Here is a 23437-nt window from a genome sequence, read left to right on the forward strand (position 1 = left end):
GGAGTCGCACCATGATGACCACGTTCCTGCCTGCGGACCCGCTGGTCGTGTCCGGCTGGTCGGCCACGTCCCCGTACGGTCTCGGCGCGCAGCCGTTCACCGACGGCGTCCGGGAGCAGCGCTCTGCCGTCACCGCCGCCGAACCGGGTACTGCCGAGCCGTTCGACCGCGCCGGGCGGATCCCGGACTTCGACGCCCGCACTGTGCTGGGCCGCAAGGGCACCCGGTCGATGGACCGGGCCACCGCGATCGCCGTGGCCACCACGGCGGCGCTGCTGGAGTCGGCCGGGCCCGGGCTGACCGCGGACCACCCCGAGGAGATCGGGATGGTGCTGGGCACCGGGCATGGCAGCGTGCAGAGCATCATGGATTTCACCCGCGACGCGCTCGCCGGGGACAAGCCGTTCCACGTCGACCCGGCGCGTTTCCCCAATACGGTGATGAACCGGGCGGCGGGGCAGAGCGCGATCTGGCACTCGATCAAGGGCCCCAACACCACGGTCGCCGGTGGCCGGCTCAGCGGCTTGCTCGGGCTGCGCTACGCCTTGCGGCTGCTGCGCCAGGGCCACTGCGCGGCGGTGCTGTGCGGGGCGGTCGAGGAGTTCTCGGTCGACCGGGCCTGGCTGGAATACCGGGGCTGGTTCGCCGGGTCCGCGCCCGGTCAGCCCGCCGGCCCGCTGGGCGAGGGCTGCGCGCTCTTCCTGCTGGAGCCCCCGGGACGGGCGCTCGCCCACGGCCGTACGCCTCTCGCCACGATCGCCGCCGCCCGCTTCCTCGCGTTCAGCCGTCCCGAGGGCGCCCAGCACGCGGTCGCGCGGGCGGTCACCGAAGCCCTCAAAGAGGCCGACGTGCCGGCGGGCGATGTCCGCCTGGTCGTCCCCTCCGACCTCGGGGGTGCGCTCGGCGCCCGCGAGGACGCCGCCCTCGACGAGGTGCTGGCCGGCCACACGCCCCGCCGGCAGCGGCTGCGGTCGCTGCTCGGCGACGCTTCGGCAGCCTCCTCGGCGTTCCAGGTGGCAGCCGCGCTGGCCCTGGCCGCTCCCGGCGACACCGTGCTCGTCACGTCCGTCGACCCCGACGGACAGGCGGGATGCGTCGTACTGCGCGCGGGCGCCTGAATGCCTGCTGATCCACCCCATCCGCCACAGAGAACGGAGAAGACCATGACCGACACAACCCGCCCGGCGAGCCTCCTGACGATTGACAAGGAGGAGCTGCGGGGCCGGATCGCCACCGTCCTGGATATCGACCCTGCCGAGGTCACCGACGACGCCCACTTCGCCGACGACCTCGAGGTCGACTCGCTGCTCGCGCTGGAGATCACCGTCCGGCTGGAGCGTGAGTACGGCGTGAAGCTCGACGAGAAGGAGCTGCCCGCCGTCACCTCCCTCCAGGCCACCTACGCCCTGCTGAACCGCAAGCTGCGGGAGCAGGGGTGAGCACTGCGAGCCCGCTCGGCACGGCGCTGGAGCCGCTGCGACGCGACGCCGACGGTGCCGTGGCAGCCTTCACGGTCGATCCGGCCGACTCCGTGCTCCTCGGGCATTATCCCGGCTTCCCGGTGCTGCCGGGCGTCTACCTCATCGAGGCGGCGGACCGGACCGTCAAGCACTGGAGCGAAGGCGGCCCGGCCGTGCGGCTGACCACGGTGACCCGGTGCCAGTTCCTGCATCCCGTCTACCCCAGCGACCGGGTGGTCACCGAGGTGACGGTCACCGGTGCGGACGGCGACGAGCTGGTCTGTCAGGCCCAGGTGCGCACCGGCCGCGGCAAGGTGGCCGACGTCCGCCTGCGCTATGCGAGGGAGACCCGATGAGCACGTACGGCCTGGAGCGCATCAGCCGGACGATCCCGCACCGCACGCCGATCCTGCTCGTCGACCGGGTCACCGAGGTCGTCGTCGGCGAGCGCATGACGACCCGCAAGGCCGTCTCCGCCAACGAGCCGGTGTACGCGGGCCTCGCTGGCGAGGCCGCGGATTACGCGTACCCGATCCCGCTGGTGGTCGAGTCGTGGGCGCAGTCCGCGGTGCTGCTCGCGGTCTGGGAGTGCCCGAACCCGGACGTGCTGGCCGGCAAGGTCGAGCTCGCCGGCTCCATCAAGGAGATCGCCGTCGAGGGACAGGTGTTCCCGGGGCAAGTGATCGAGCACCACGTGCAGCTCGTGAAATCCATCGGCGGCACCGCGATCCTTGCCGGGGAAGCCCGAGTGGAGGGCGCGCCGCTGCTGCGGGTGGGCTCCTTCGTGGTCGCCCTGCGCGACGTCAGCGAGCTGCCGACACCAACCCTGTCCATTCCCGCACCGGCGCACGCCGGTGCGCTCGCCTGAGGAAGCAGCGGCATGAGTCAGCAGCAGAAGGCCGGCGTCGTCATCGTGACCGGCGGCTCCCGGGGGATCGGCCGCGCGGTCGTGATGCAACTCGCCCGCGACGGGTACGACATCGCGTTCTGCTATCGGTCCGACGTGGCGGCGGCCGACGAGGTGGAAAGGGCCCTGGTGGGGCTGGGCCGGCGGGTGCTGGCCCGCAAGGTGGACGTCGGGGACCGCGCGGAGAGCGCCGAGTTCGCCGAGTCCGTGGAGCGCGACCTGGGCCCGGTCACCGGCATCGTCACGTCGGCGGGCGTGACCCGTGACCACCCGCTCGTGATGATGGACGGTGCGGACTGGGACGCGGTTATGCGCACCAATCTCGACGGGACGTATAACGTCTGCCGGCCAGCCATCTACCCGATGATCAAACGCGGTACCGGGGCGGTCGTCACGATTTCCTCCGTTGCCGGGGTCGCCGGCAACGCAGGGCAGACGAACTATTCGGCCTCCAAGGCCGGGATCATCGGGTTCACCCAGGCGCTGGCCAAGGAGGTCGGCCCGTACGGGCTGCGCGCCAACGCGGTTGCGCCGGGGTTCATCGAAACCGACATGACCGGTGCGATGTCGGAAAAGGCGGCGAAGGCGATGCTCGGCCGCATCCCGCTGCGGCGCTTCGGCAAGCCGGAGGAGGTCGCGCCGCTCGTCTCGTACCTTATCTCGGGGAAGTCCTCCTACGTCACCGGTCAGGTGTTCCAGATCGACGGCGGCATCGCGCTGTGAGCGCAGGACCGGCGCGGCGTTCCCAACGACCGCCGCGCTTCTACTTCTCGCTGCGCAGCCCGTACTCGTACCTCGCGTACCGGGACCTGCTCACGCACCACCCGCAGGTCGCCGCGCGGCTGGAGTGGGTGCCGTTCTTCGAGCCCGACCAGCGGAGCCTGGCGATGCTGGCCGAGGCGGGCGGCAGCTTCCCGTACACGCCGATGTCCCGGCAGAAGCACCACTACATCCTGCAGGACGCACGGCGGCTCGCAACCGCGCGCGGGCTGAGCCTGACCTGGCCGGTCGACCGTGACCCGGTGTGGGAGGTGCCGCACCTGGCGTACCTTGCCGCCCGGCGGCACGGGCTCGGCCCCGCGTTTATCGCCCAGGCTGCGCGTACGCGCTGGGAGCAGGGCCGCGACATCTGCGACCGGAAGGTCGTCGCGGAGATGGCGACGGTGCTCGGACTCGACGGTGACGAGCTGGCCGGTGCGGCCGAGGATGCGGTGCTGCGCGTCGAGGGGGTGCAGGCGCTGCTCGCCGTCGACCGCGACGGCGTCTTCGGCGTGCCGTTCTTCGTGCACCGGCGACAGAAGTTCTGGGGCGTCGACCGACTGCCCGCCTTCCTGGAGGCGCTCGGGGCCGACCCGGTCCGCACCGAGCCGCCCGTGGACGCGGGCCGGCTGGTGACGGTGCCCGCGCCGCCCGGCGTCGACGACGGTCACGCCGGTGGGTGCGGCTAGGGCAACGGCCGTATAGGGGCGTTATAGCGCCAGCGGCAAAGCTGTGGCAGATCGACGGAACGGGGGGACGGTGTCCGAGTTCGACAGCTTTACCGGCGCGCTGCGCCGACGGGTGGCCGAGAGACCCGGTCACGTCGCGGTCCGGTTCTGCGCCGGGGGCGGCGACGAGCGGCTGACCTACGCCAAGCTCGATCTTGCCGCCCGCGCGGTGGCCGCCGCGGTACGGACCCGTACCGCCCCGGCGGACCGGGTCCTGCTCTCCTGCGCGCCGGGCACGGCGTTCCTCAAGGGCTTCCTCGGCTGCCTGTACGCGGGCCGCGTACCTGTTCCCGTCCCGCCGCCGGGCAGCCACGCCCCGCAGACGCAGCGCACCGCCGGCATCGCCCGCGACACCGGCGCGGAGCTACTCCTGACCGACATGGCCGAGGTGCTGTCCGGCGACGGGTTCGGCGCCTCGACGGTCCTCAGCGTGCAGGAGGCGTTGCGGGCCGACCCGGCCGCCTGGACACCGCCGTTGCCAGAGCGGCAGCAGCTCGCGTTCCTGCAGTACACCTCGGGGTCGACCAGTGAGCCCAAAGGCGTGATGGTGCACCACGGGGCCCTGGCCCACAACCTCGCCCTGATGCGGGACAGCCACGGGTGGCACGGCGGGATGACGTGGTGCAGCTGGCTGCCGGCGTACCACGACATGGGCCTGATCGCGATGATGCTCGCGCCGCTGTACCTCGGCGGGACAGCGGTGCTGATGCCGGCCACCGACGTCCTCAAGCGGCCGGTGTCCTGGCTGCGCCTGATCGACCGCTGCGGCGCGGAGATCTCGTGCGCGCCGAACTTCGCCTACGAGCTGTGTGCCCGGCTCGGTGACGAGCAGATCGCCGGCCTGGACCTGTCGCGGTGGCGCTACGCCTGCAACGGCGCCGAGCCAGTGGACGCGCGTACGCTCGCCAGGTTCGCCGAGCGGTTCCGTTCCGCGGGCCTCAAGCCCTCGGCGCTGCTGCCCGGCTACGGGCTGGCGGAGGCCACTCTCTACGTCTCGGGTACGCCGGTGCACGAGGAGCCCGCCGTGTTCCGGGTGGACCCGGCGGCACTCGAACAGGGCCGGCTCGCCGAGGCGGGCACGAACACCGTCGAGGTGGCCGCCAGCGGCGTCGTCCGCGGCCTGGACGTGCGCATCGTCGACCCGGTACGCCTCACCGAGACCGCGCCGGGCGTCGTGGGGGAGGTGTGGATCCGCGGCCAGAGCGTCGCCCAGGGCTACTGGCGGCGGCCGGAGGAGACCGCGCAGACGTTTGGCGGGACGACAGCGGGCGGCGACGGCGGCTTCCTGCGTACTGGTGACCTCGGCGCGTTCCACGACGGCAAGCTGGTCATCACCGGCCGGCTTAAGGAGATCATCATCATGCACGGCCGGAACCTGTACCCGCACGACCTCGAGCGGGAGGCGCAGGCGCTGGATCCCGCGTTCGACGGCCTTCCCGCCACTGTGTTCGCGGTCCGTCCGCCCGGGCGCACCGACGAGGAAATCGTGGTGACGCAGGAGGTTCGTGGTCGCGGCGTGCCGGCGGAGGATCTGCAAGCTCTGGCCCGGCGCGCCCGCACCGCACTGGCCCGGCGCCTCGGCGTCACGGTCGCCGGGCTCGTGCTGCTGCGGGTGGGGCGCACCCGCCGCACGACGAGCGGGAAAATCCAGCGCAACCTGATGCGCGACCTGTTCCTGCGCGGCGAGCTGGAGGCGTGGCACGAGGAGCTGGACCCGACGCTGCACGTCGGCTCCGCTCGTCCGTTGCGGACACCGGCGGCGACGGGCGGGGCCCGCTCGTGAGCCGCGCGTCGCTGGACGCCCTTACCGGGCGGTGGACGCCGCACGCTCTGTCGGCCGAGCTGGAGAAGGTGCTCGGTGGCGCGGCGCGAACCTTCACCCCGCAGCAGAGCGCCGCGCTGGACCGTGACGAGAGGTTCCCGGCCGACATCTGCCGCGACCTGGACGCGCTGGGCCTGCCGCGGTGGTTCGTGCCGGAAACCCATGGTGGCGCGCTGCGCGACAGCGAGGACCTGGCCCAACTCATCCGCGTGCTCAGCCGTCGTGACTTTACCGTCGCGCTGGCGCACGTGAAGACGTACCTCGGCGCGGTGTCGGTGTGGGTTGCCGGATCGGACCAGCAGGCCGCCGCGCTCGCCGCCCGGGTGAGCGCCGGCGAGGTCGTCTCGCTGGCTCTCACCGAGCACGAGCACGGCAGCGACCTGCTCGCCGGTGACCTGAGCGCCACACCTCTCGCCTCGGGCGGCTGGCATCTCGACGGCGAGAAGTGGCTCATCAACAATGCCACCCGGGCCGGCATGGTCTGTGTGCTGGCCCGCACGAACCCCGCTGGCGGCGCTCGCGGTTTCAGCCTCCTGCTGGTAGACAAGGCGGCGCTGACCCCGGGGAGCTGGCGGGTATTGCCGGCGGTGCCCACGCACGGGATTCGCGGGGCCGACATCAGCGGCATCGCCTTCACGGGCGCCCGGGTCGCCGCGGACGCGTTGATCGGGGCCGAGGGCGAGGGCCTGGAGACGATCCTCAAGGGCTTCCAGATCACCCGTACGCTCTGCTCGGCCATGTCGCTGGGCATGACAGACCACGCGCTGCGCCTGGCGATGCGGTTCGCCGGCGCCCACCGACTGTACGGCCGGCCGTTGGCCGAGCTGCCCCAGGCCGCGCGCACGCTCACTGAGTCTTACGTGGACATGTTGGCAATGGAGGCGGTCAGCCTCGTCGGCGTCCGGAGCATCCATGCCCTCCCGTCGGAGCAGAGCGTCGCCTCGGCGGTGGTCAAGTACCTCGTGCCGAGCCTCGGCGACGGAGTCATCGACGGCCTGCGCGGCGTCCTCGGTGCCCGCGCGATGCTGGTCGCCGACCACGAGGAGGGGGCGTTCCAGAAGCTCGACCGCGACCACCGCATCGTGGGCATCTTCGACGGCAGCACCGCGGTCAACCTCAACCTGCTTATCAACCAGTTCCCGGCCCTGGTACGCGGCTACCACGCCGGGCACGTCGACGAGCCTGGCCTCGCGGCGGCGGTGACCTTCGACGGGCCGCCCACACCGTTGCAGCCGCAGCGGCTCGCGCTCTACTCACGTTCCGGCAGCAGCGTGGTGCAGAGCCTGCCCGCCGCCGTGGCCGGCATCCAAGCGCTCGCCACCCGCGACGACATCCCGGACGCCCTCGCCGACCGCTGCGCCCGTCTGCGCGACGTGGCGGAAAGCGTGCACGCGGAGCTCTCCACCGTCCGGCCTTCGCCCCGCGGCGTCACCGAGGAGACGTTCGTGCTGGCCCGTCGCTACGCGGTCCTGTACGCCGCCGCGGCGAGCACGCACCTGTTCCTGGCCGGCGTCGAGGCCCGGTCGGCCGATCCGCTGTGGCAGAGGGGCGTGTGGCTGGATGCCGTACTCGCCCGGCTGCTGCGCCGGCTGACAGGCGAGCCGGACCTCGACGACGAGGACGGCCCGGCCGTCGACGCGCTGCTGCCGGCCCTCCGTGCCCAGCACGACGGCGGGCGGCTGTTCTCTCTGTTCCCCTGCGAGCTGGCGATGGAGGAGCCGTGACCGTCGACATCGGCCCGGAACAGGGCTACCGCACCCGGGCCGCTCACCTGGAGGACGTGCTCGGCCCCGGCGACGACCCGGCGAACCCGCTCGGGCACCGGGCCGTGCTCGCGGCCGACGAGCGGGGTGTGCTGCTCGCCGACGGCGAACGCGCGCTGCGTGACTTCGGGCTGAACGCCGAGTTCGTGCCGGCGCACCTGGGCGGGCGGTTCGAACGCGCCGACCGGTTGGGGCAGCTGATGCGTACGGTGTTCCGGCGTGACTGCGCGCTCGGCATCGGGTACGGCGTCACGAGCTTCATCGCCGGGCTCCCGATCTGGGCCGACGGCACGCCGGAACAGCAGGCCCGGGTGGCGCGCACCTTGCTCGCCGGCGGGCGGGTCGTCGCGGCGTACACCGAGCTGGCGCACGGCAGCGACTTCTCGCGGACCGAGTTCACCGCCGCGCCCGGCCCCGGCGGGTTCGTACTCAACGGTGGCAAGCAACTCGTGAACAACATCTCGCGGGCCGAGCTGGCCGTGTTCTTCGCCCGTACGGCCGAGGGGCCGGGCAGTCGGGGACACTCGCACTTGTTGGTGGACCTCACGGCGCTGCCCGCGGGCCGGGTACGGCGCGACAAGCGGTATCCGGTCTCCGGCGTACGCGGCTGCCTGCTCAGCGGCATCGAGATCGACGAGTGGGTCGCTCCGCCGGACGCCCTGCTGGGTGCCGAGGGCGGCGCGATGGAGACCGTCCTGCGCGTCTTTCAGGTGACCCGAGCCGTGCTGCCGTCCATGGTGGTCGGCGTCGGCGACACCCAGCTGCGGACCGTCCTAGGTTTCGCCCGCGACCGCCGGCTCTACGGCCGGAGCCTCGCGGACCTGCCGTCGGCGCGCACCACGCTCGCCGGGTGCTTCGCCGACCTGCTCGTCTGCGACGCCTTCGCCTCCGTCGTCGGTCGTTCGCTACACCTGCGGCCCGGCGAGACCAGTGTCAGCGCCGCCGCGGTCAAGTACCTGGTCCCCAAACTGCTTCAGGAGTCGTCGTACCGGCTCTCGGTCCAGATGGGCGCGCGCAGCTACCTGCGGACCGGTCCGTACGCCATGTTTCAGAAAGCCGCGCGGGACCTGCCTGTCGTCGCCCTGGCCCACGCCGGCAGCGCCGTCTGCCAGGCCAGCTTGGTGACGCAGCTGCCCCGGCTCGCCGAACGTGGGTGGCGCTCCGCGCTCGCCGGGCAGAGCCCGGAACACGACGACGCAGGGTCTCTGTACGACCTTGACGGGCCGCTGCCGCCGCTGTGCCTGGACGCCCTGGAGGTAAACGCCCGGGGCGCGGACAGTCTCGCCGGCGACCTTGTCCGGTTGTACCCCGTCCTGACCGGACGCGTCGGCCGCGAACCCGCGCTGGGCCTGCTCGCCGAGCTCACCGGGCTGTTCGTGACGGAGTTGCGCGGGCTGGCCGACCGGGTGCTCGCGCTGGCGCCCCGCGACCGTACGGTGCTGGCCGGGCCGCGGGCCTTCACCCTCGCCGACCGCTACGCCCACGTGCTCGCCGCCGCGGCCGTCGTCGGCGCCTGGTGGCACGCGTACTCCAGCGGCGCCGGCACGGCGCCCGCCGACCCGGTCTGGGCCGGCGCCGCGCTGCACCGGCTCGCCGCCCGGCTGGGGCTGCGGCCCGGCCCGCTGCCGCCGGAGATCGAGGACCGGCTCTTCGCTGACTTGACGGCCCGCCACGAGGCCGCCCGCACTTTCGACCTGTTCCAGGGGCACCTGGCCTCTGGAACCGCCCGACGCCCATGGAGCTGACCGATGACAGAGACCTCGCACATCACGACGGAGACGGCCGGGACGGTCCGGGCGTGGCTGGTGGAACGCGTGGCGTTCTACCTCGAACGGCCGGTCGCTGAGATCGACGTCAGTGCGCCGCTGGTCGACCTTGGGCTGGACTCGGTCTACGCGCTCACCCTTTGCGGCGACGTCGAAGACCGCTTCGGCATCGTGGTCGAGGCCACGATGGCGTGGGACCACCCGACGGTGAATGCCATGACCGCCCACCTGACCGGCCTCGTCGCGGGCGACTGCTGACGCGACCGGCACTCGCCTCCAGGGGAAGGACAGCCGTGCGAGACAAACCCTACAAAGGCATTCTGGCGACCATCGGCAGGACTCCCCTCGTGGAGCTCAGCAGCCTGGTGCCGGGTGCCGCCTTCAACGTCTTCGCCAAGGTGGAGCGATTCAATCCTGGCGGGAGCATCAAGGATCGCAGCGCGCTGAGCATGCTCAACGACGCGCTGCGCGACGGCCGGGTGGTCCCGGGCCGCTCCGTCGTGGTCGAGTCAAGCTCCGGCAACCTGGCCGTCGGGCTGGCCCAGATCTGCCGGAACCTCGGCCTGCGCTTCATCTGCGTGGTGGACGGCAAGACCACCGGGGTCAACCTGGCCATCCTGCACGCGTTCGGCGCGGAGGTGGAGGTCGTCACCGAACGCGACGAGCTCACCGGCGAGTACCTGCCCGTGCGGCTGCGCCGGGCACGGGAACTGGTCGAGGAGATACCCGACGCCTTCTGGCCCAACCAGTACGCGAACCCGCTCAACCCGCGGGCCCACGAAACCACCATGAGCGAGATCACCGAGGCGCTGGACGGGCGGGTCGACTACCTGTTCGCCTCGGTCAGCACGTTCGGCACCCTGCGGGGCTGCGCCGACCACATCCGCCGCGAGGGTCTGAACACCCACGTGATCGCGGTGGACGCGCTGGGCAGCGCCATCTTCGGCCTGGAGTCGACGCGGCGGCTGATCCCGGGCCACGGCGCCTCGGTGGTGCCGCCTCTGCTGGACTCGTCCGCGGCCGGCGAGGTCATCCACGTGTCCGACCTCGACTGCGTGGTCGCCTGCCGGCAGCTCATCGACCGGGAGGCCGTGCTCGTCGGCGGTTCCTCGGGCGCCACGGTGGCCGCCCTGTTCAAGTACGCCGACCGCGTCCCCGCCGGCGCCAACTGCGTGCTGATCTTCCCGGACGGCGGCGACCGCTACCTCGACACGATCTACTCCGACTCCTGGGTGCACGAGAACTTCGGGGAGATCGCCCACCTCTGGAAGGGCTGAGATCCGATGCTGATGAGCGCCGGACAGGAGGCGCTGTGGCTCGCCCACCAGCTCAATCCGCGCAGCTCCGCCTTCAACGTGGTGCTAGCCGTACGGGTGCGCTCGCCGCTCGCCCGGGCGCGCCTGGAATGGGCCCTGACCGCGCTGGCCGAGCGGCACGAGTTGTTGCGCTCCACCTTCACTATGACCGCGGCCGGCCGGCAGGTGCGCGCGCTGCTCCCGGCGGACAGTGTCCGGCTCGACGTGCGGCCCGTGCCCGGCGCGAGCGACGCCGAGCTCTTCGACCTGGCTCGGCGTGCCGGTGAGGAGCCGTTCGCGCTGGAGACCTCCGGCGCCTTCCGGGTGGTCCTGCTGACCCAGGCGCCCGGCGACGCGGTGCTCGTCACCGCCGCCCACCACCTCGTCACCGACGCGACGTCGCAGTGGCTGCTCATGCGCGACCTGCTGCGCCTGTACGAGGACCCCGGTGTGTCCCTGCCCGCAGTCCTGCCCTGGGACGACCGGGTTCGGGCCGAGCAGCAACTCACCGCCTCCGCCCGGGGCGAGCGCGCCCGGGAACACTGGCGTGCGGTCTGCGCCTCCCTCGCCGGAGCCGAACTGCTGAGCGACTACCCCCGTCCGGCGCAGCGCACCCTCAACGGCGCCACCCACACCCTCGAGCTGCCGGCCACGCTGGGTGCCCGCGTCCAGTCGTCCGCGGCCGCGCACGGTGTCACCCCGTTCGCGTGGCTGCTCGGCACGTTCCAGGCGGCGCTGCACCGCTTCGGGTGCGGGACCGACTTCCTCGTCGGCTGCCCGGCCACCACCCGGTCGGTGCCCGGAAGTCGGGAGGCGGTCGGGTACTACGTCAACATCCTGCCGATCGCCGCCCGCTTCGAGGCGTCGCCGACGTTCGGTGACGTCATCTCCGCGGCCGCGCGCCAGATGCTGGCCGGCATGACCCACAACGGGCTGCCGACCGAGCTGTGCGACGCCCTGCCGCCGCTGCCGGTGACCTTCACGTTAGTGGCGGCGGACCGGCTGCCCGTGCCGGGGCTGTTCGACGGGCCGGTCCGGCACGCCGGGCTCGACCTCGAGCTGGTCGACGTTCCGCAGCAGGAGGGCCAGCTCGACCTCACGGTGGAGGTGCTGCAGAGCGGCTCCCGGTTCACCGCCCTACTGCGGTACAACCGCGACCTCTTCCTGGCGGAGACGGTCGAGCGGCTGGCTGGGATCTACCGGCTGATGGTCGAGGCGTCGGTCGAGGACCCGGATCAGCCGGTGACCCGCCCCGCGGTCGTCGCCGAGAACGATCTGGCGTTCCTGTTGAGCCTCGGATCCGGTGCCCCGTAGGGCATCTGCTTCGTATAGGGCCAGTATAGCCGCCCCCCACAGGATGGGCTCATCGAGATGGTCTTCGACAGAGGAGCCCCATGCTGATCCTTCGGCGCGCGGACGTGGAGGCGGTGCTAGCCGGCCGGGAGAAGGAAATCGTCGACCTCGTCGCCGACACCTACCGGCTGCACGACTCCGGGCAGTCCGCCGTACCGCACTCCATCTTCCTGCGCTTTCCCGAGGAGGCGCACAGCCGGGACCGGATCATCGGCCTTCCCGCGTACGCCGGAGGCCCGACGCCCGCGGCCGGCATGAAGTGGATCGCCTCGTTCCCCGGCAACGTCGCCCGGGGACGGGAGCGGGCGAGCGCCTCCATCGTGCTCAACTCCCTCGAGGACGGGCGCCCGGCGGCACTGGTCGAGGGCGCGCTCGTCTCGGCGTGGCGCACCGCCGCGAGCGCGGCCCTGGCCGCGCGGGAGCTCACCACCGAGGCACCGCCGTCCGCCGTGGGCCTGATCGGCTGCGGCGTCATCAACCACGAGATCCTGCGCTTCCTCACCGTCACCCTGCCCGGGCTGACCGAGGCGGTCTGCTTCGACGCTAACCCGCAGCGGGCCGCCGCCTTCGCCGACCGATGCGCCGCGGAGTTCCCCGCGCTGCGGGTGACCACCGCCGCGACCGCGTTCGAGCTCGTCGGCCGGCACCGGCTCGTGTCGCTGGCCACCACCGCCGCCGAGCCGCACATGGACCTGGCGGCCTCGCCGCCGGACACCACCGTGCTGCACGTGTCGCTGCGCGACCTCACCGTTCCGACGATCCTCGCGGCGACCAACGTCGTCGACGACGCCGACCACGTCTGCCGCGAACGCACGTCGCTGCACCTGGCCGAGCAGAGCACCGGCGGCCGTGACTTCGTGACCGCGTCGCTGGGCGCGCTGTTGCGCGGCACCGCCACGGTGACCCGCGACCCGTACCGCCCCGTCGTCTTCTCGCCCTTCGGCCTCGGCGTGCTCGACATCGCGCTGGCCGAGTTCGTGCGCTGCACGGCCGCGGCCGCCTCGCTCGGCGTCCGCGTCGACGACTTCCTGCCCTGACCACCGATGCGTCATCCCCAGCCGCACAAGGAGCGAACCATGACCGACGACCGCACCTACCTTGTCGTGCTCAACCACGAGGAGCAGTACTCCATCTGGCGCAGCGACCGCGAGGTGCCGGCCGGGTGGCGCGCCGAGGGCTTCGAGGGCCCGAAGGAGAAGTGCCTGGAGCACATCGCCGAGGTGTGGACCGACATGCGCCCGCTGAGCCTGCGTCAGCGCCTGGACAGCATCGCGTAATCCCGATCGCCCACCACCTGGACAGGAGTGCCCGTGACCACCGAACTTCCGCCGGTCGCTGCCGGCGACAGCGGCGCCGCAGCCCTGCTCGTCGGGCGCCTCGCTGAGCAGGCTCGTCGCACACCGGACGCGATCGCCGTCGTGGACGCGGAACGCTCCGTCACCTACCGGGAGCTGCACGCCGCGGCCGGGCGGACCGCGCGGCTGCTGCGCGAGCGGGGGGCCGGTCCCGGGTCGCTGGTCGGCGTGTGCCTCGAACGGGGCGCCGGCCTCGTCGTGGCGCTACTCGCAACCTGGCGAGCCGGGGCGACCTTCGTCCCGCTGGACCCCGGCAACCCGCCGGCCCGGCTCACCGGCCTGCTCACCGAGGTGGGCGCCGAGCTGGCCTTCGTGACCTCGGAGCTGGAGTCCGCGGCGCGCTCCGCCGGCGCCGAGGTCCTGCAGCCCGGTGCGCCCGGCGACGGCGACGAGCCGGAGTTCACGGCGGTGCCCGCGGCCGGCGACCTCGCGTACGCGATCTTCACCTCGGGCTCGACCGGGCGCCCGAAGGCGGTGGCGGTGACCCACGGGGGCATCGCCAACCGGGTCGACTGGGCCGTGTCCGCTCACGGCCTCGGACCGGGGGACCGCGTGCTGCACAAGACCTCCATCGGGTTCGACGCGGCGGTCTGGGAGATCGCCGCGCCGCTCGTCGCCGGAGCCACCGTCGTCGCCGCGCCCGTCGGTGCGGAGCGGGACCCAGCCGCGATGCTGGCGGCCGTCGCGCGCCACGACGTGACCGTCCTCCAGGTCGTCCCCTCGGTGTTACGGCTGCTCGCGGAGGAGCCCGCTGAGCCGTGGAGCCGGTGCGGCGCGCTGCGCCTGCTGTTCTCCGCGGGCGAACCGCTGCACGCCGAACTGGTGTCCCGGGTCCGGGAACGCCTCAACCACGACCTGACAGTGTGGAACACGTACGGCCCGACCGAGTGCGCCATCGACGTGACCGCCCAGCTCGCCGACCCCGCGCTGACCACCGGACCGGTGCCCATCGGCCGGCCGCTGCCGGGCCTGCGCGTGATGGTGCTCGACCCGGCTGGCGACCCGGTGCCCGTCGGCGTGCCCGGCGAGCTGTACGCGGGCGGCGCCGGCGTCGCCCGCGGCTACCTCGGGCGTCCCGCGCTGACGGCGGAGTGGTTCGTGCCCGATCCGTGGGGAGCGCCTGGAACCCGGCTCTACCGCACCGGCGACGCCGTGCGCTGGCGCAGCGACCACACGCTGGAGTACCTGGGCCGGCTGGACCAGCAGATCAAGGTCAACGGGGTACGGATCGAGCCCGGCGAGGTCGAGGCCGTGCTCGCCGCCCATCCGCACGTGCGGGACGTGGCCGTACTGGCCGCCGAGGCGCCCGACGGAGGCAAGCGGCTCGCCGCGTACCTGACCACCCGTGGGCCGGTCACCTCCGACGAGTTGCGGGCGTATCTGCACGACCGGCTGCCCGGGAGCCACATCCCCTCGTCGTTCCGGGTCGGGGCCGAGTTCCCGCTGACCACCAGCGGCAAGATCGATCGTACCGCGCTGCCTGCCCTCGACGAACTCGCCGTCTCGCAGCCGGGCTTCATCGCCCCGTGCACCGAGACCGAGCAGCTGGTCGCCGACGTTTGGGCGGAGCTGCTCGGGGTCGAGAAGGTGGGCGTCCACGACGACTTCTTCTCCCTCGGCGGCACGTCGCTGCAGCTGACCCGGCTCGCCGTACGCCTGCGCAACACGACGGGGGAGCAGATTGCGCTGCGCGGCCTGTTCGCCGCGACCACGGTCGAGGCCCAGGCCCGCCTCATCGCCGGCAGCACGGAGTCCGCCGCCACGCCGGAGAAGGCGATCGAGGCGGCCTTCCGTGACGGCGGCGCACCCATCGTGCCGATCCCGCGCAGCGGCCCGCTGCCACTATCCTCGGGGCAACGGCGGCTGTGGTTCCTCGACCGGATGCACCCCGGCAGCCCCGAATGGGTGGCCCCGCTCTTCCTGCGGCTTCCCGCCGGAGTGCCCGACGAGGTGGTGCGCGGCGCGCTGCAGACGGTCGCGGCGCGGCACGAGGCGCTGCGCACCCGCTACACCGACGACGGCGGCGAGCCGCGCCAGATCATCATGGTGCCCGGCGAGGCACCGGTGGAGCTGCGCGTCGTCGACACGGTCCCGGAGCTGCTCGGCGACCACTTCGCCGCGCAGTTCCAGCTCGGCTTCGACCTCGCCGAGGGCGTGCTGTGGCGAGCCCTGCTCGCCCGGCTCGGCGCCGAGGGTGAGGTCCTGCTGCTGACCATGCACCATATCGCCTCCGACGGCTGGTCGACGGTGGTGCTCGAACGTGAGATCCACGAGCTGGTCGCCGCTGTCCAGGAGGGCCGGGAGCCGGTGCTGGCCCCGCTCCCGGTGCAGTACGCGGACTACGGCGCCTGGCAGGCCGCACGTCTCACCCCCGCGTACGTCGAGCAGGAGCTGGCGTACTGGCGTACCGCCCTGGACGGCCTGCCCACGGTGGAGCTGCCGGCGGACCATCCGCGCCCCGCGGAGCGCGACCCGCGCGGGGCCGTCGTCCCGCTGCACATCGACGCGGAGCTGGCCGAGCGCCTTGCCGCGCTGGGCCGCTCGCACGACGCCACGCTGTTCATGACGCTGCTCACGGCGTACGCCGCGATGGTGGCCGGGTTTAGCGGGCAGTGGGACGTGGCGGTGGGCACGCCGGTCGCCGGCCGCCCCCGCGAGGAGGTCGACTCGACGGTCGGGTTCTTCCTGAACTCCCTCGTCGTGCGCTGCGGCCTGGACGGCGACCTGCCGTTCACCGCCGCGCTCGACCGGGTCCGCGACGTCGTCCGCGAGGCGATGCTGCACCAGGAGATCCCCTTCGAGGTGCTGGTCGACCACCTGCAGCCCGAGCGCGACCTGTCCCGTACGCCGCTCTACCAGGTCGCCTTCGACCTGCACAGCGAGGGAGTCACCAGCGTCGCCACGAACGACGACGACATGGCCTCGTTCGTCTCCGCGTGGCAGGTCGCCAAAACCGACCTCTCGCTGTTCATGCGCCGCACCGCCAACGGTGCCCTGGACGGGGTGCTGGAGTACGCGACGGCTCTCTTCGATCGTCCCACGGTGGTCCGCATGGCGGAGCACTTCGTGACCCTGCTGCGCGAGGTCGCCGGGGCGCCCACGGTTGCCCTCGGTGCCGTCGAGCTGCTCTCCGAGCAGGAGCGCACGCTGCTGCTCAACACCTGGAACGCCTCGTACCACCCCGCCCAGGATCGGTCCGTGCTGGCCGAGTTCGAGGCGCAGGCCGCTCGGACCCCCGGCGCCGTCGCGGTCGAGGGCGATGTCCGGCTGACCTACGCGGAGCTCGACGGGTGGGCCAACCGACTCGCGCACCGGGTGCGCGAGCAGGGCGCCGGCCTACGGTCCGCAGGCGCGGACCAGGCCCGGGTGGGTGTCCTCGTCGACCGCGGCGCAGGCCTGGTGGCCAGCCTGCTCGCGGTGTGGAAGGCCGGGGCGGCGTATGTCCCGCTCGATCCGTCGTACCCGGCGGAGCGCATCGCGTCCATGCTGGACAGTGCGGGCGCCCGCACAGTGGTGACGCAGGCGAGCCACGCGGGCCTGTTCTCGGTGCCGCATCTGGTGCTGCTCGACCACGCGGAAACGTACCCGGAACCCGCCCCGGCGCGCGACACGGCCCTCGACGATCTCGCCTACGTCATCTTCACCTCGGGTTCCACCGGGCGCCCGAAGGGCGTCGAGGTGACCCACCGCGGCCTGGTCAACCACGTCGCCTGGGCGGCGCGGGAGCTGGCGTCGCGCGGCGCCGGCGGCGCGCCGCTGTTCTCCTCGGTCGCCTTCGACCTCGTGGTGCCCAACCTGTGGGCCCCGCTGATCTGCGGTCAGCGGGTCTTCCTGGTAGCGCAGGATGTCGACCTGGCCGACCTGGGCCGCACGCTGGTCACCGCGGGCGCGTTCAGCTTCGTGAAGCTCACGCCGGGACACCTGGACGTACTCGCGCTGCAACTCACCCCGGCGCAGGCGCGTGAGCTCGCGCCGGTGCTGGTCGTGGCCGGGGAGGCCTTCACCCGGGCGACGCTGCTAAGATGGCGGCGCCTGGCGCCCGACGTGCTGCTCATCAACGAGTACGGTCCCACCGAAGCGACCGTCGGCACCTGCATTCACCCCGTACTGGCCACCAACGGCGTCGAGGTGCTGCCGATCGGCCACCCGCTGCCCAACATGCTCATGCACGTGCTGGACGCGGAGGGCCGGCTGGTCCCGCCCGGCGTCGTCGGGGAGCTGTACGCCGGTGGCACCGGTGTGGCGCGCGGCTACGCGGACCGCCCCGACCTCACCGCCGAACGCTTCGTCCCGGACCCGTTCGGCCCGCCCGGCTCCCGGCTGTACCGGACGGGCGACCTGGTGCGCCGCGACCCGGACGGCGAGGTCGTCATCCTTGGCCGCGCCGACGACCAGGTGAAGATCCGCGGCTACCGCGTCGAGCCCCGCGAGGCCCAGGCCGTGCTGCTGACGCACCCCGACGTGCGCGAGGCCGTGGTGCTGGCCGTGACCTCCGAGGCGGGCGAGACCGAGTTGGCCGCGTACTACGTGCCCGAGCCCGGCCGTGGACCGGTCACCGGGATGGCCGGGCACTGCGCCCGGACGCTGCCCGACTATCTGGTGCCGGTCACGTTCACCGCCCTGGACGCCATCCCGCTGACCGCCAACGGCAAGGTCGACCGTCGCGCCCTGCCCGGGCCGGACGGCAGCGACCGTGACGGCGGGTACGTCGTGCCGCTGTCCGGCCCGGTGCAGCAGCGCATCGGTGCCGCGTGCGCCGAGTTGCTGGGCCTCGAGCGGATCGGCGCGCAGGACAACTTCTTCCACATCGGCGGCAACTCGATCCTCGCGATCCGGCTGATCTCCCGGATCCAGGAGGAGTTCGAGATCGGGTTCGCCGTCCGCACGGTGTTCGAGGGCCCGACGGTCGCCCAGCTGGCGGCCGTCGTCGAGGAGCGCATCCGGGCGGAGATCGCCGCGCTTTCCGACAGCGAGATCGCGAGCGAGGAACTGACGGCTAAGGAGCGCGACAAATGAGCACCGGTTCTGACCACCCCACCGCAGCCGGAACCTCCGAGGCGCGGGAGGAGTTGCTGCGCCGGCGGCTCGCCGGCGAGTCCACCACGCGCCGGCGCCCGGCCATCGAGCGCGCCGACCGTTCCGGGCCGCTGCCGCTGTCGTACGGGCAGCAGCAGATGTGGTTCCTCAACAGGCTCGAGCCCGACAGCTCGGAGTACCTGGTCCCGCTGGTCGTGCGCCTGCGGGGTCAGCTGGACACCGCCGCCCTGGGCGAGGCGTGGCACCGGCTGCTGGGCCGGCACGAGATCCTGCGCACCCGGTACCGGATGGACGGCGGCGAGGTCACCCAGGTCGTCGACGGCACCGGTACTGCGGAGCTGCGGCTCAGCGTGCCCTCCGGGTCGGGCAGCCCGGCGGAGCGGGAGGCCGCCGCGCTCGCGTTCGTCGAGGAGGATCTGCGCCGACCGTTCGACCTCGCCGAGGACCAGCCGGTGCGTGCCCGCCTCATCCGGCTCGCCGACGACGAGCACCTGCTCGCCATCGTCTTCCACCACATCGCCTTCGACGCGTGGTCGATCGGGATCGTCGGACGCGAGCTGAGCGAGGACTACGCCGCCGCGCTCGCCGGGGCCGGGTCCCCGCGCCCGCCGCTCGACGTGCAGTACGCCGACTTCGCGGCCTGGCAGCGCGAGCAGCTCTCGGCCGGGGCGCTCGATCGGCACCTCGCGTACTGGCGCGGGCAGCTCGCCGGCCTGCCCCACCTCGACCTGCCCACCGACCGTCCCCGCCCGGCCCGCCGCGACGGCGCCGGTGCCGTGGTGGCGCTGGCGCTGCCCGCCGAGCTGATGACGGGTGTGCGCGACCTCGCCGCGCGCCACGACGCGACGCCGTTCATGGTGCTGCTGGCCGCGTACCAGGCGGTGCTTGCCCGGTGGAGCGGCCGCGCGGACGTCCCCGTCGGCACCGTCGTGTCCGGGCGGGTGCGCCCTGAGGTCCAGGACCTCATCGGGTACGGCATCAACAGCCTTGTGCTGCGCGGCCGCTGGGACGGCGACCCGTCGTTCGCCACGCTGCTCGGCAGCGTGCGCGACACCGTGCTGGAGGCGTTCGACCACCAGGGCATGCCGTTCGCCCGTCTGGTCGACGAGCTGCAGCCCGAGCGGGACCTGTCGCGGACCCCGCTGTTCCAGGTGGCCTTCACCATGCACGGCGACCGCGCCACTGCGTTCGAGCTGCCCGGCGTCAAGACGGCGCCGTACGAGGGCACCGGCGGCGGCGCGAAGTTCGACCTCGACCTGCAGCTCCGCGAGGCGGCCGACGGCTCGCTGAGCGGCCGCCTGGAATATGCGACGGCCCTCTTCGACGAGACCACGGCGGAGCGCCTCGCCGATCACGTGATCCGGCTGCTCGGTGCAGCGGTCGCCAATCCGGACACCCATCTGTCCGATCTAGACCTGGCGGCGCCACAGGAACTGGCCGTGCTCGCCGCGGCGCCCTCCGTAGCGGAGACCACCCCGGTGACTACCACCGCGGTCGAGATTTTCCAGTGGCAGGCCCGCACCGCCCCGAACGCGCCGGCCGTCACGTACGCCGGTCAGTCGCTTACCTACCGTGAGCTGAACGAGCGCGCCAACCGCATCGCCCACCACCTGGTCGCCGCTGGTGCCCGTCCCGGCGCACTGGTCGCGGTGAGCCTCGAGCGCGGTGCCGACCTCGTGGCCGCGCTGCTCGGGGTGCTCAAGGCCGGCGCCGGTTATCTGCCGCTCGACCCCGCCCAGCCCGCCGACCGGTTGTCCTTCATCCTCGCCGACGCCGACGTCTCCATGGTCGTCACCGAGCAACGGCACGCGGGCAAGCTCGGCGGGGTGCATGACGGCGAGACCCTCGTCCTGGACGCGGACACCGCCTCCTGGCTGGACCGGCCGTGCGGCGACCCGGTGCCGCCAGCCGCGCCGGATGACCTCGCGTACGTCATCTATACCTCCGGCTCGACCGGCAGGCCCAAGGGCGTGGGCGTCACCCACGCCAACGCGCTGCGCCTGTTCACCGTCACCGCCGAACAGTTCCACTTCTCCGCCGGTGACGTCTGGACGCTCTTTCACTCGTACGCCTTCGACTTCTCGGTGTGGGAGCTGTGGGGCGCCCTGCTGCACGGCGGCCGCCTCGTCGTCGTGCAGCAGGACGTCACCCGCTCACCGGAGGACTTCCTCGACCTGCTGGTCGCCGAGCGCGTCACGATCCTCAACCAGACGCCGTCGTCGTTCCGCTCACTAGTGGCGCTCGCCGCCGACCCGCGGCTGGATGCGCTGAGCCTGCGCGCGGTCGTCTTCGGCGGGGAGCGCCTCGAACCGGCCGAGCTGCGGCCCTGGACGGAACGGCTGGGGCTCGACGCGCCGCAGCTCATCAACATGTACGGCATCACCGAGACCACGGTGCATGTCACGTACCACCGGCTCACCGCGGCCGACCTCGACCCGCACGCCGGCAGCCCGGTCGGGTCCCCGCTGGGTGACCTGCGGGTGCACCTGCGCGACGAGGCCAGCAACCTCGTCCCCACCGGCGTCGCGGGCGAGATCTGCGTCGGCGGCCTCGGCGTGGCGCGTGGGTACCTGGGCCGCCCGGCGCTGACCGCCGAGCGGTTCGTGCCCGACCCCTACGGCCCGGCCGGCTCCCGGCTGTACCGCAGCGGCGACCTTGCGCGCCGCCGTGCCGACGACAGCCTGGAGTTCCTGGGGCGCGGGGACGACCAGGTGAAGATCCGCGGCTTCCGCATCGAACTGGGGGAGATCGCCGCCGCGCTGATGGCGCTGCCCGAGGTGCACGACGCGGTCGTGGTGGTCCTCGGTACGGGCACCGATCAGCGGCTGGTCGCGTACGTTGTGCCCGCCACCGACGACGAACTGGACCGCGCTGCGCTGCGGGCCGCGCTGTCCCGGACCTTGTCGGAGTACATGGTCCCGGCGGCGTTCGTGCCGGTCGCCACGATCCCCCTTACCGGCAACGGCAAGCTCGACAAGGACGCGCTGCCCGAGCCGGACGCGGACACCGTGCTCGGCGGCCGTGAGCAGGTCAGCCCGCGTACGGTCACCGAGGAGCGGCTGGCCCAGGTCTGGACCCTCGTGCTCGGTCTCGACCAAGTCGGCGTCACCGAGCCCTTCTTCGAGCTGGGGGGCGACTCGATCCGGGCGGTGGCGCTGGTCGGCGAGCTGCGCGCGGCCGGCTTCGACATCGCCGTCCGCGACGTGTTCGAGTACCGCACGATCGAGGACCTCGCGGAGCTGCTCACCGGCCGGCCCGCGCTGGACCAGCTCGACCCCGTCGTGGCCCCATTCGAGCTGATCGGGGAGGCGGACCGGACCAAGCTGCCGGCGGATGCGGTGGACGCCTACCCGATGGCCCAGACGCAGGTCGGCATGGTCGTCGAAATGCTCAACGACACGGCGCTGCACGTCTACCACAACGTGACGTCATTCCGGGTCCGCGACGACGAGCCGTTCGACGTGGACGCCCTGCGGCGCGCGGCGCATCTGATCGTGCAGCGACACGAGATCCTGCGGACCTCGCTGGACCTTACCGGCTACTCGGTGCCCATGCAGGTCGTCCACGCGAGCGCGGAGATGCCGGTCGCCGTCCGTGACCTGCGCGGCCTCGACGCCGAAGAGCTCGACCGTTCGCTGCGGGAGTTCACCGCCGAGGAGCGGGGCAAGCTCTTCGACCTCGCGGTGCCCCCGCTGTTCCGGATCTGCGCCCACAAGTACGACGGCGCGTGGTGGCTGACCGCGACTGAGTGCCACCCGATCCTGGAGGGCTGGAGCTGCCACTCGCTGATCATGGAGATCATCCAGGTCTACCGCGGGCTGCGGACCGGCTCGGAGCTCTCGCAGCCGCCGGTGCCCGCCGTCCGGTACGCGGACTTCATCGCAGCGGAAAGACGATCGATCGCGTCCGAGGAAGAGTGCGGCTATTGGCAGTCGATCGTGGACGGGTATGCCCGGTTCACCCTGCCAGCGGCGTGGGCGGGGGATGCGTCGCAGCCGCGGGAGAAGTACCGCGTCGCCGTACCGTGGCACGACCTGGAGGACAGCCTACGCAAGCTGGCCGTCACCGCCCGCGCCTCGCTCAAGAGCGTGCTGCTCTCCGCCCACCTCAAGGTGATGAGCATGCTCACCGAGGAGGAGTCCTTCGTCACCGGCCTGGTGTGCAACGGCCGGCCGGAGGCCTCGGGAGCCGACCAGGTGTACGGCATGTACCTCAACACCGTCCCGTTCGCCTTCGACCGCGGCGCGCGTACGTGGGAGGAACTCGTGCGCCGGGTCTTCGCCCGCGAGGTGGAGCTGTGGCCGCACCGGCGCTTCCCGATGTCGGAGATCCAGCGCGCGGCCGACGTCGAGCGGCTGCTCACTGTCCGGTTCAGCTACCACGACTTTCACCAGGTCGACCGGGAGCTGGTCGACTACCTGGCAAGTATCGACGACAGCCCCACGGAGTTCCCGTTCGCCGTCTCGGCTCGGGTTGGGCACATTACCCTGACCACCGACACCCACGCCCTGTCGCGCGAGTGGGCGGAGTCTCTGGTGGGCCTGTACCGGCGGGTGCTCGAGTCGATGGCAGCGGGTGCTGGTGGTGATGCGTTGGCGTCGTACCTGTCGGTGGAAGAGCGCGAGCAGGTTTTGGAGTGGTGGAACGAGTCGGCGGTGGAGGTGGAGCCGCTGACGGTGCTGCAGCTATTCGAGGCCCAGGTCGCCGGGAGGCCGGACGCGATCGCGCTGCGCTTCGACAGCGGCATCATGTCCTACGCCGAGCTCGACGCCCGGGCCACGCAACTGGCTCACGCCCTGCGTGGCTGCGGGGTACGGGCCGAGTCGCGTGTGGCCGTGCTGCTGGACCGCGGGCCCGAGCTGATGACCGCGCTGCTGGCAGTGTGGAAGGCCGGAGCCGCTTACGTTCCGGTCGACCCGTCCTACCCGGCCGAGCGCATCGCCGCGATGGTGGGCATTGCCGGCGTACGCGTGGCGGTGACCCAGAGCGCCTACGCGGACCGGTTCGACGTGCGGACCGTGGTCGTGGACGACCCGGACGACCAGGCGGTCATCGACGCCCGGCCCGTTTCGCCGGTGTCGCGGGTGGATGTGGTGAGTAGTTTGGCGTATGTGATTTTCACGTCTGGGTCGACGGGGCGGCCTAAGGGTGTGGAGGTTTCGCATGCCGGTTTGGTGAATCATGTGGTGTGG

At 72.4% G+C, this 23437-nt stretch carries 16 protein-coding genes; all 16 read left to right on the plus strand.

The genetic code is table 11. The annotated features are described in order from the left end of the window. Positions 1-11 precede the first annotated feature (11 nt). Positions 12-1118: a beta-ketoacyl synthase N-terminal-like domain-containing protein gene (locus H0524_RS21170; protein ID WP_218942376.1), complete on the plus strand. Its 1107-nt coding sequence runs from the start codon at positions 12-14 to the stop codon at positions 1116-1118. 45 nt (positions 1119-1163) lie between these two features. Next, on the plus strand, positions 1164-1439 hold the full coding sequence (locus H0524_RS21175) for an acyl carrier protein (protein ID WP_180200208.1): 276 nt from the start codon (positions 1164-1166) through the stop codon (positions 1437-1439). Beyond that, positions 1436-1816, plus strand: coding sequence for a 3-hydroxyacyl-ACP dehydratase FabZ family protein (locus H0524_RS21180; RefSeq protein WP_180200209.1), 381 nt, complete (start codon positions 1436-1438; stop codon positions 1814-1816). Before H0524_RS21175 ends, H0524_RS21180 begins: the two co-directional genes overlap by 4 nt. Then, the gene (locus H0524_RS21185) at positions 1813-2328 is read left to right on the plus strand and encodes a 3-hydroxyacyl-ACP dehydratase FabZ family protein (protein WP_180200210.1); all 516 of its coding nucleotides are present in this window, start codon (positions 1813-1815) and stop codon (positions 2326-2328) included. Before H0524_RS21180 ends, H0524_RS21185 begins: the two co-directional genes overlap by 4 nt. 12 nt (positions 2329-2340) lie before the next feature. Beyond that, a complete protein-coding gene (gene fabG, locus H0524_RS21190; RefSeq protein WP_180200211.1) occupies positions 2341-3090 on the plus strand; it encodes a 3-oxoacyl-ACP reductase FabG in 750 nt (249 codons plus the stop codon). Continuing rightward, positions 3087-3815 (plus strand): 2-hydroxychromene-2-carboxylate isomerase, encoded by a 729-nt coding sequence (locus tag H0524_RS21195; protein WP_180200212.1) that lies wholly within the window; start codon positions 3087-3089, stop codon positions 3813-3815. Before fabG ends, H0524_RS21195 begins: the two co-directional genes overlap by 4 nt. A gap of 70 nt (positions 3816-3885) precedes the next feature. After that, on the plus strand, positions 3886-5637 hold the full coding sequence (locus tag H0524_RS21200) for a fatty acyl-AMP ligase (RefSeq protein ID WP_180200213.1): 1752 nt from the start codon (positions 3886-3888) through the stop codon (positions 5635-5637). Further along, a complete protein-coding gene (locus tag H0524_RS21205; RefSeq protein WP_180200214.1) occupies positions 5634-7400 on the plus strand; it encodes an acyl-CoA dehydrogenase family protein in 1767 nt (588 codons plus the stop codon). Before H0524_RS21200 ends, H0524_RS21205 begins: the two co-directional genes overlap by 4 nt. Continuing rightward, positions 7397-9184: an acyl-CoA dehydrogenase family protein gene (locus tag H0524_RS25300; protein WP_180200215.1), complete on the plus strand. Its 1788-nt coding sequence runs from the start codon at positions 7397-7399 to the stop codon at positions 9182-9184. Before H0524_RS21205 ends, H0524_RS25300 begins: the two co-directional genes overlap by 4 nt. Positions 9185-9187: 3 nt before the next feature. After that, a complete protein-coding gene (locus H0524_RS21215) occupies positions 9188-9463 on the plus strand; it encodes an acyl carrier protein (RefSeq protein WP_180200216.1) in 276 nt (91 codons plus the stop codon). A 59-nt stretch (positions 9464-9522) separates the two neighbouring features. Continuing rightward, on the plus strand, positions 9523-10482 hold the full coding sequence (sbnA, locus tag H0524_RS21220) for a 2,3-diaminopropionate biosynthesis protein SbnA (RefSeq protein ID WP_309225188.1): 960 nt from the start codon (positions 9523-9525) through the stop codon (positions 10480-10482). 12 nt (positions 10483-10494) lie between these two features. After that, positions 10495-11814 carry a condensation domain-containing protein gene (locus tag H0524_RS21225; RefSeq protein ID WP_180200218.1) on the plus strand — a complete coding sequence of 440 codons (1320 nt, stop codon included), beginning with the start codon at positions 10495-10497 and terminating at the stop codon, positions 11812-11814. 80 nt (positions 11815-11894) lie between these two features. Continuing rightward, positions 11895-12890, plus strand: a complete 996-nt coding sequence (gene sbnB, locus H0524_RS21230; protein WP_180200219.1) for a 2,3-diaminopropionate biosynthesis protein SbnB — start codon at positions 11895-11897, stop codon at positions 12888-12890. Positions 12891-12929: 39 nt separating this feature from the next. After that, positions 12930-13130, plus strand: coding sequence for an MbtH family NRPS accessory protein (locus H0524_RS21235; protein ID WP_180200220.1), 201 nt, complete (start codon positions 12930-12932; stop codon positions 13128-13130). 33 nt (positions 13131-13163) lie between these two features. Continuing rightward, the gene (locus H0524_RS21240; RefSeq protein WP_180200221.1) at positions 13164-18224 is read left to right on the plus strand and encodes a non-ribosomal peptide synthetase; all 5061 of its coding nucleotides are present in this window, start codon (positions 13164-13166) and stop codon (positions 18222-18224) included. Beyond that, on the plus strand, positions 18221-23437 hold a 5217-nt coding region (locus H0524_RS21245), incomplete at its 3' end, for a non-ribosomal peptide synthetase (protein ID WP_180200222.1). The genes H0524_RS21240 and H0524_RS21245, both read left to right, overlap by 4 nt.

Source organism: Salinispora sp. H7-4 (assembly GCF_013416675.1).
GTDB lineage: Bacteria > Actinomycetota > Actinomycetes > Mycobacteriales > Micromonosporaceae > Micromonospora > Micromonospora vitiensis.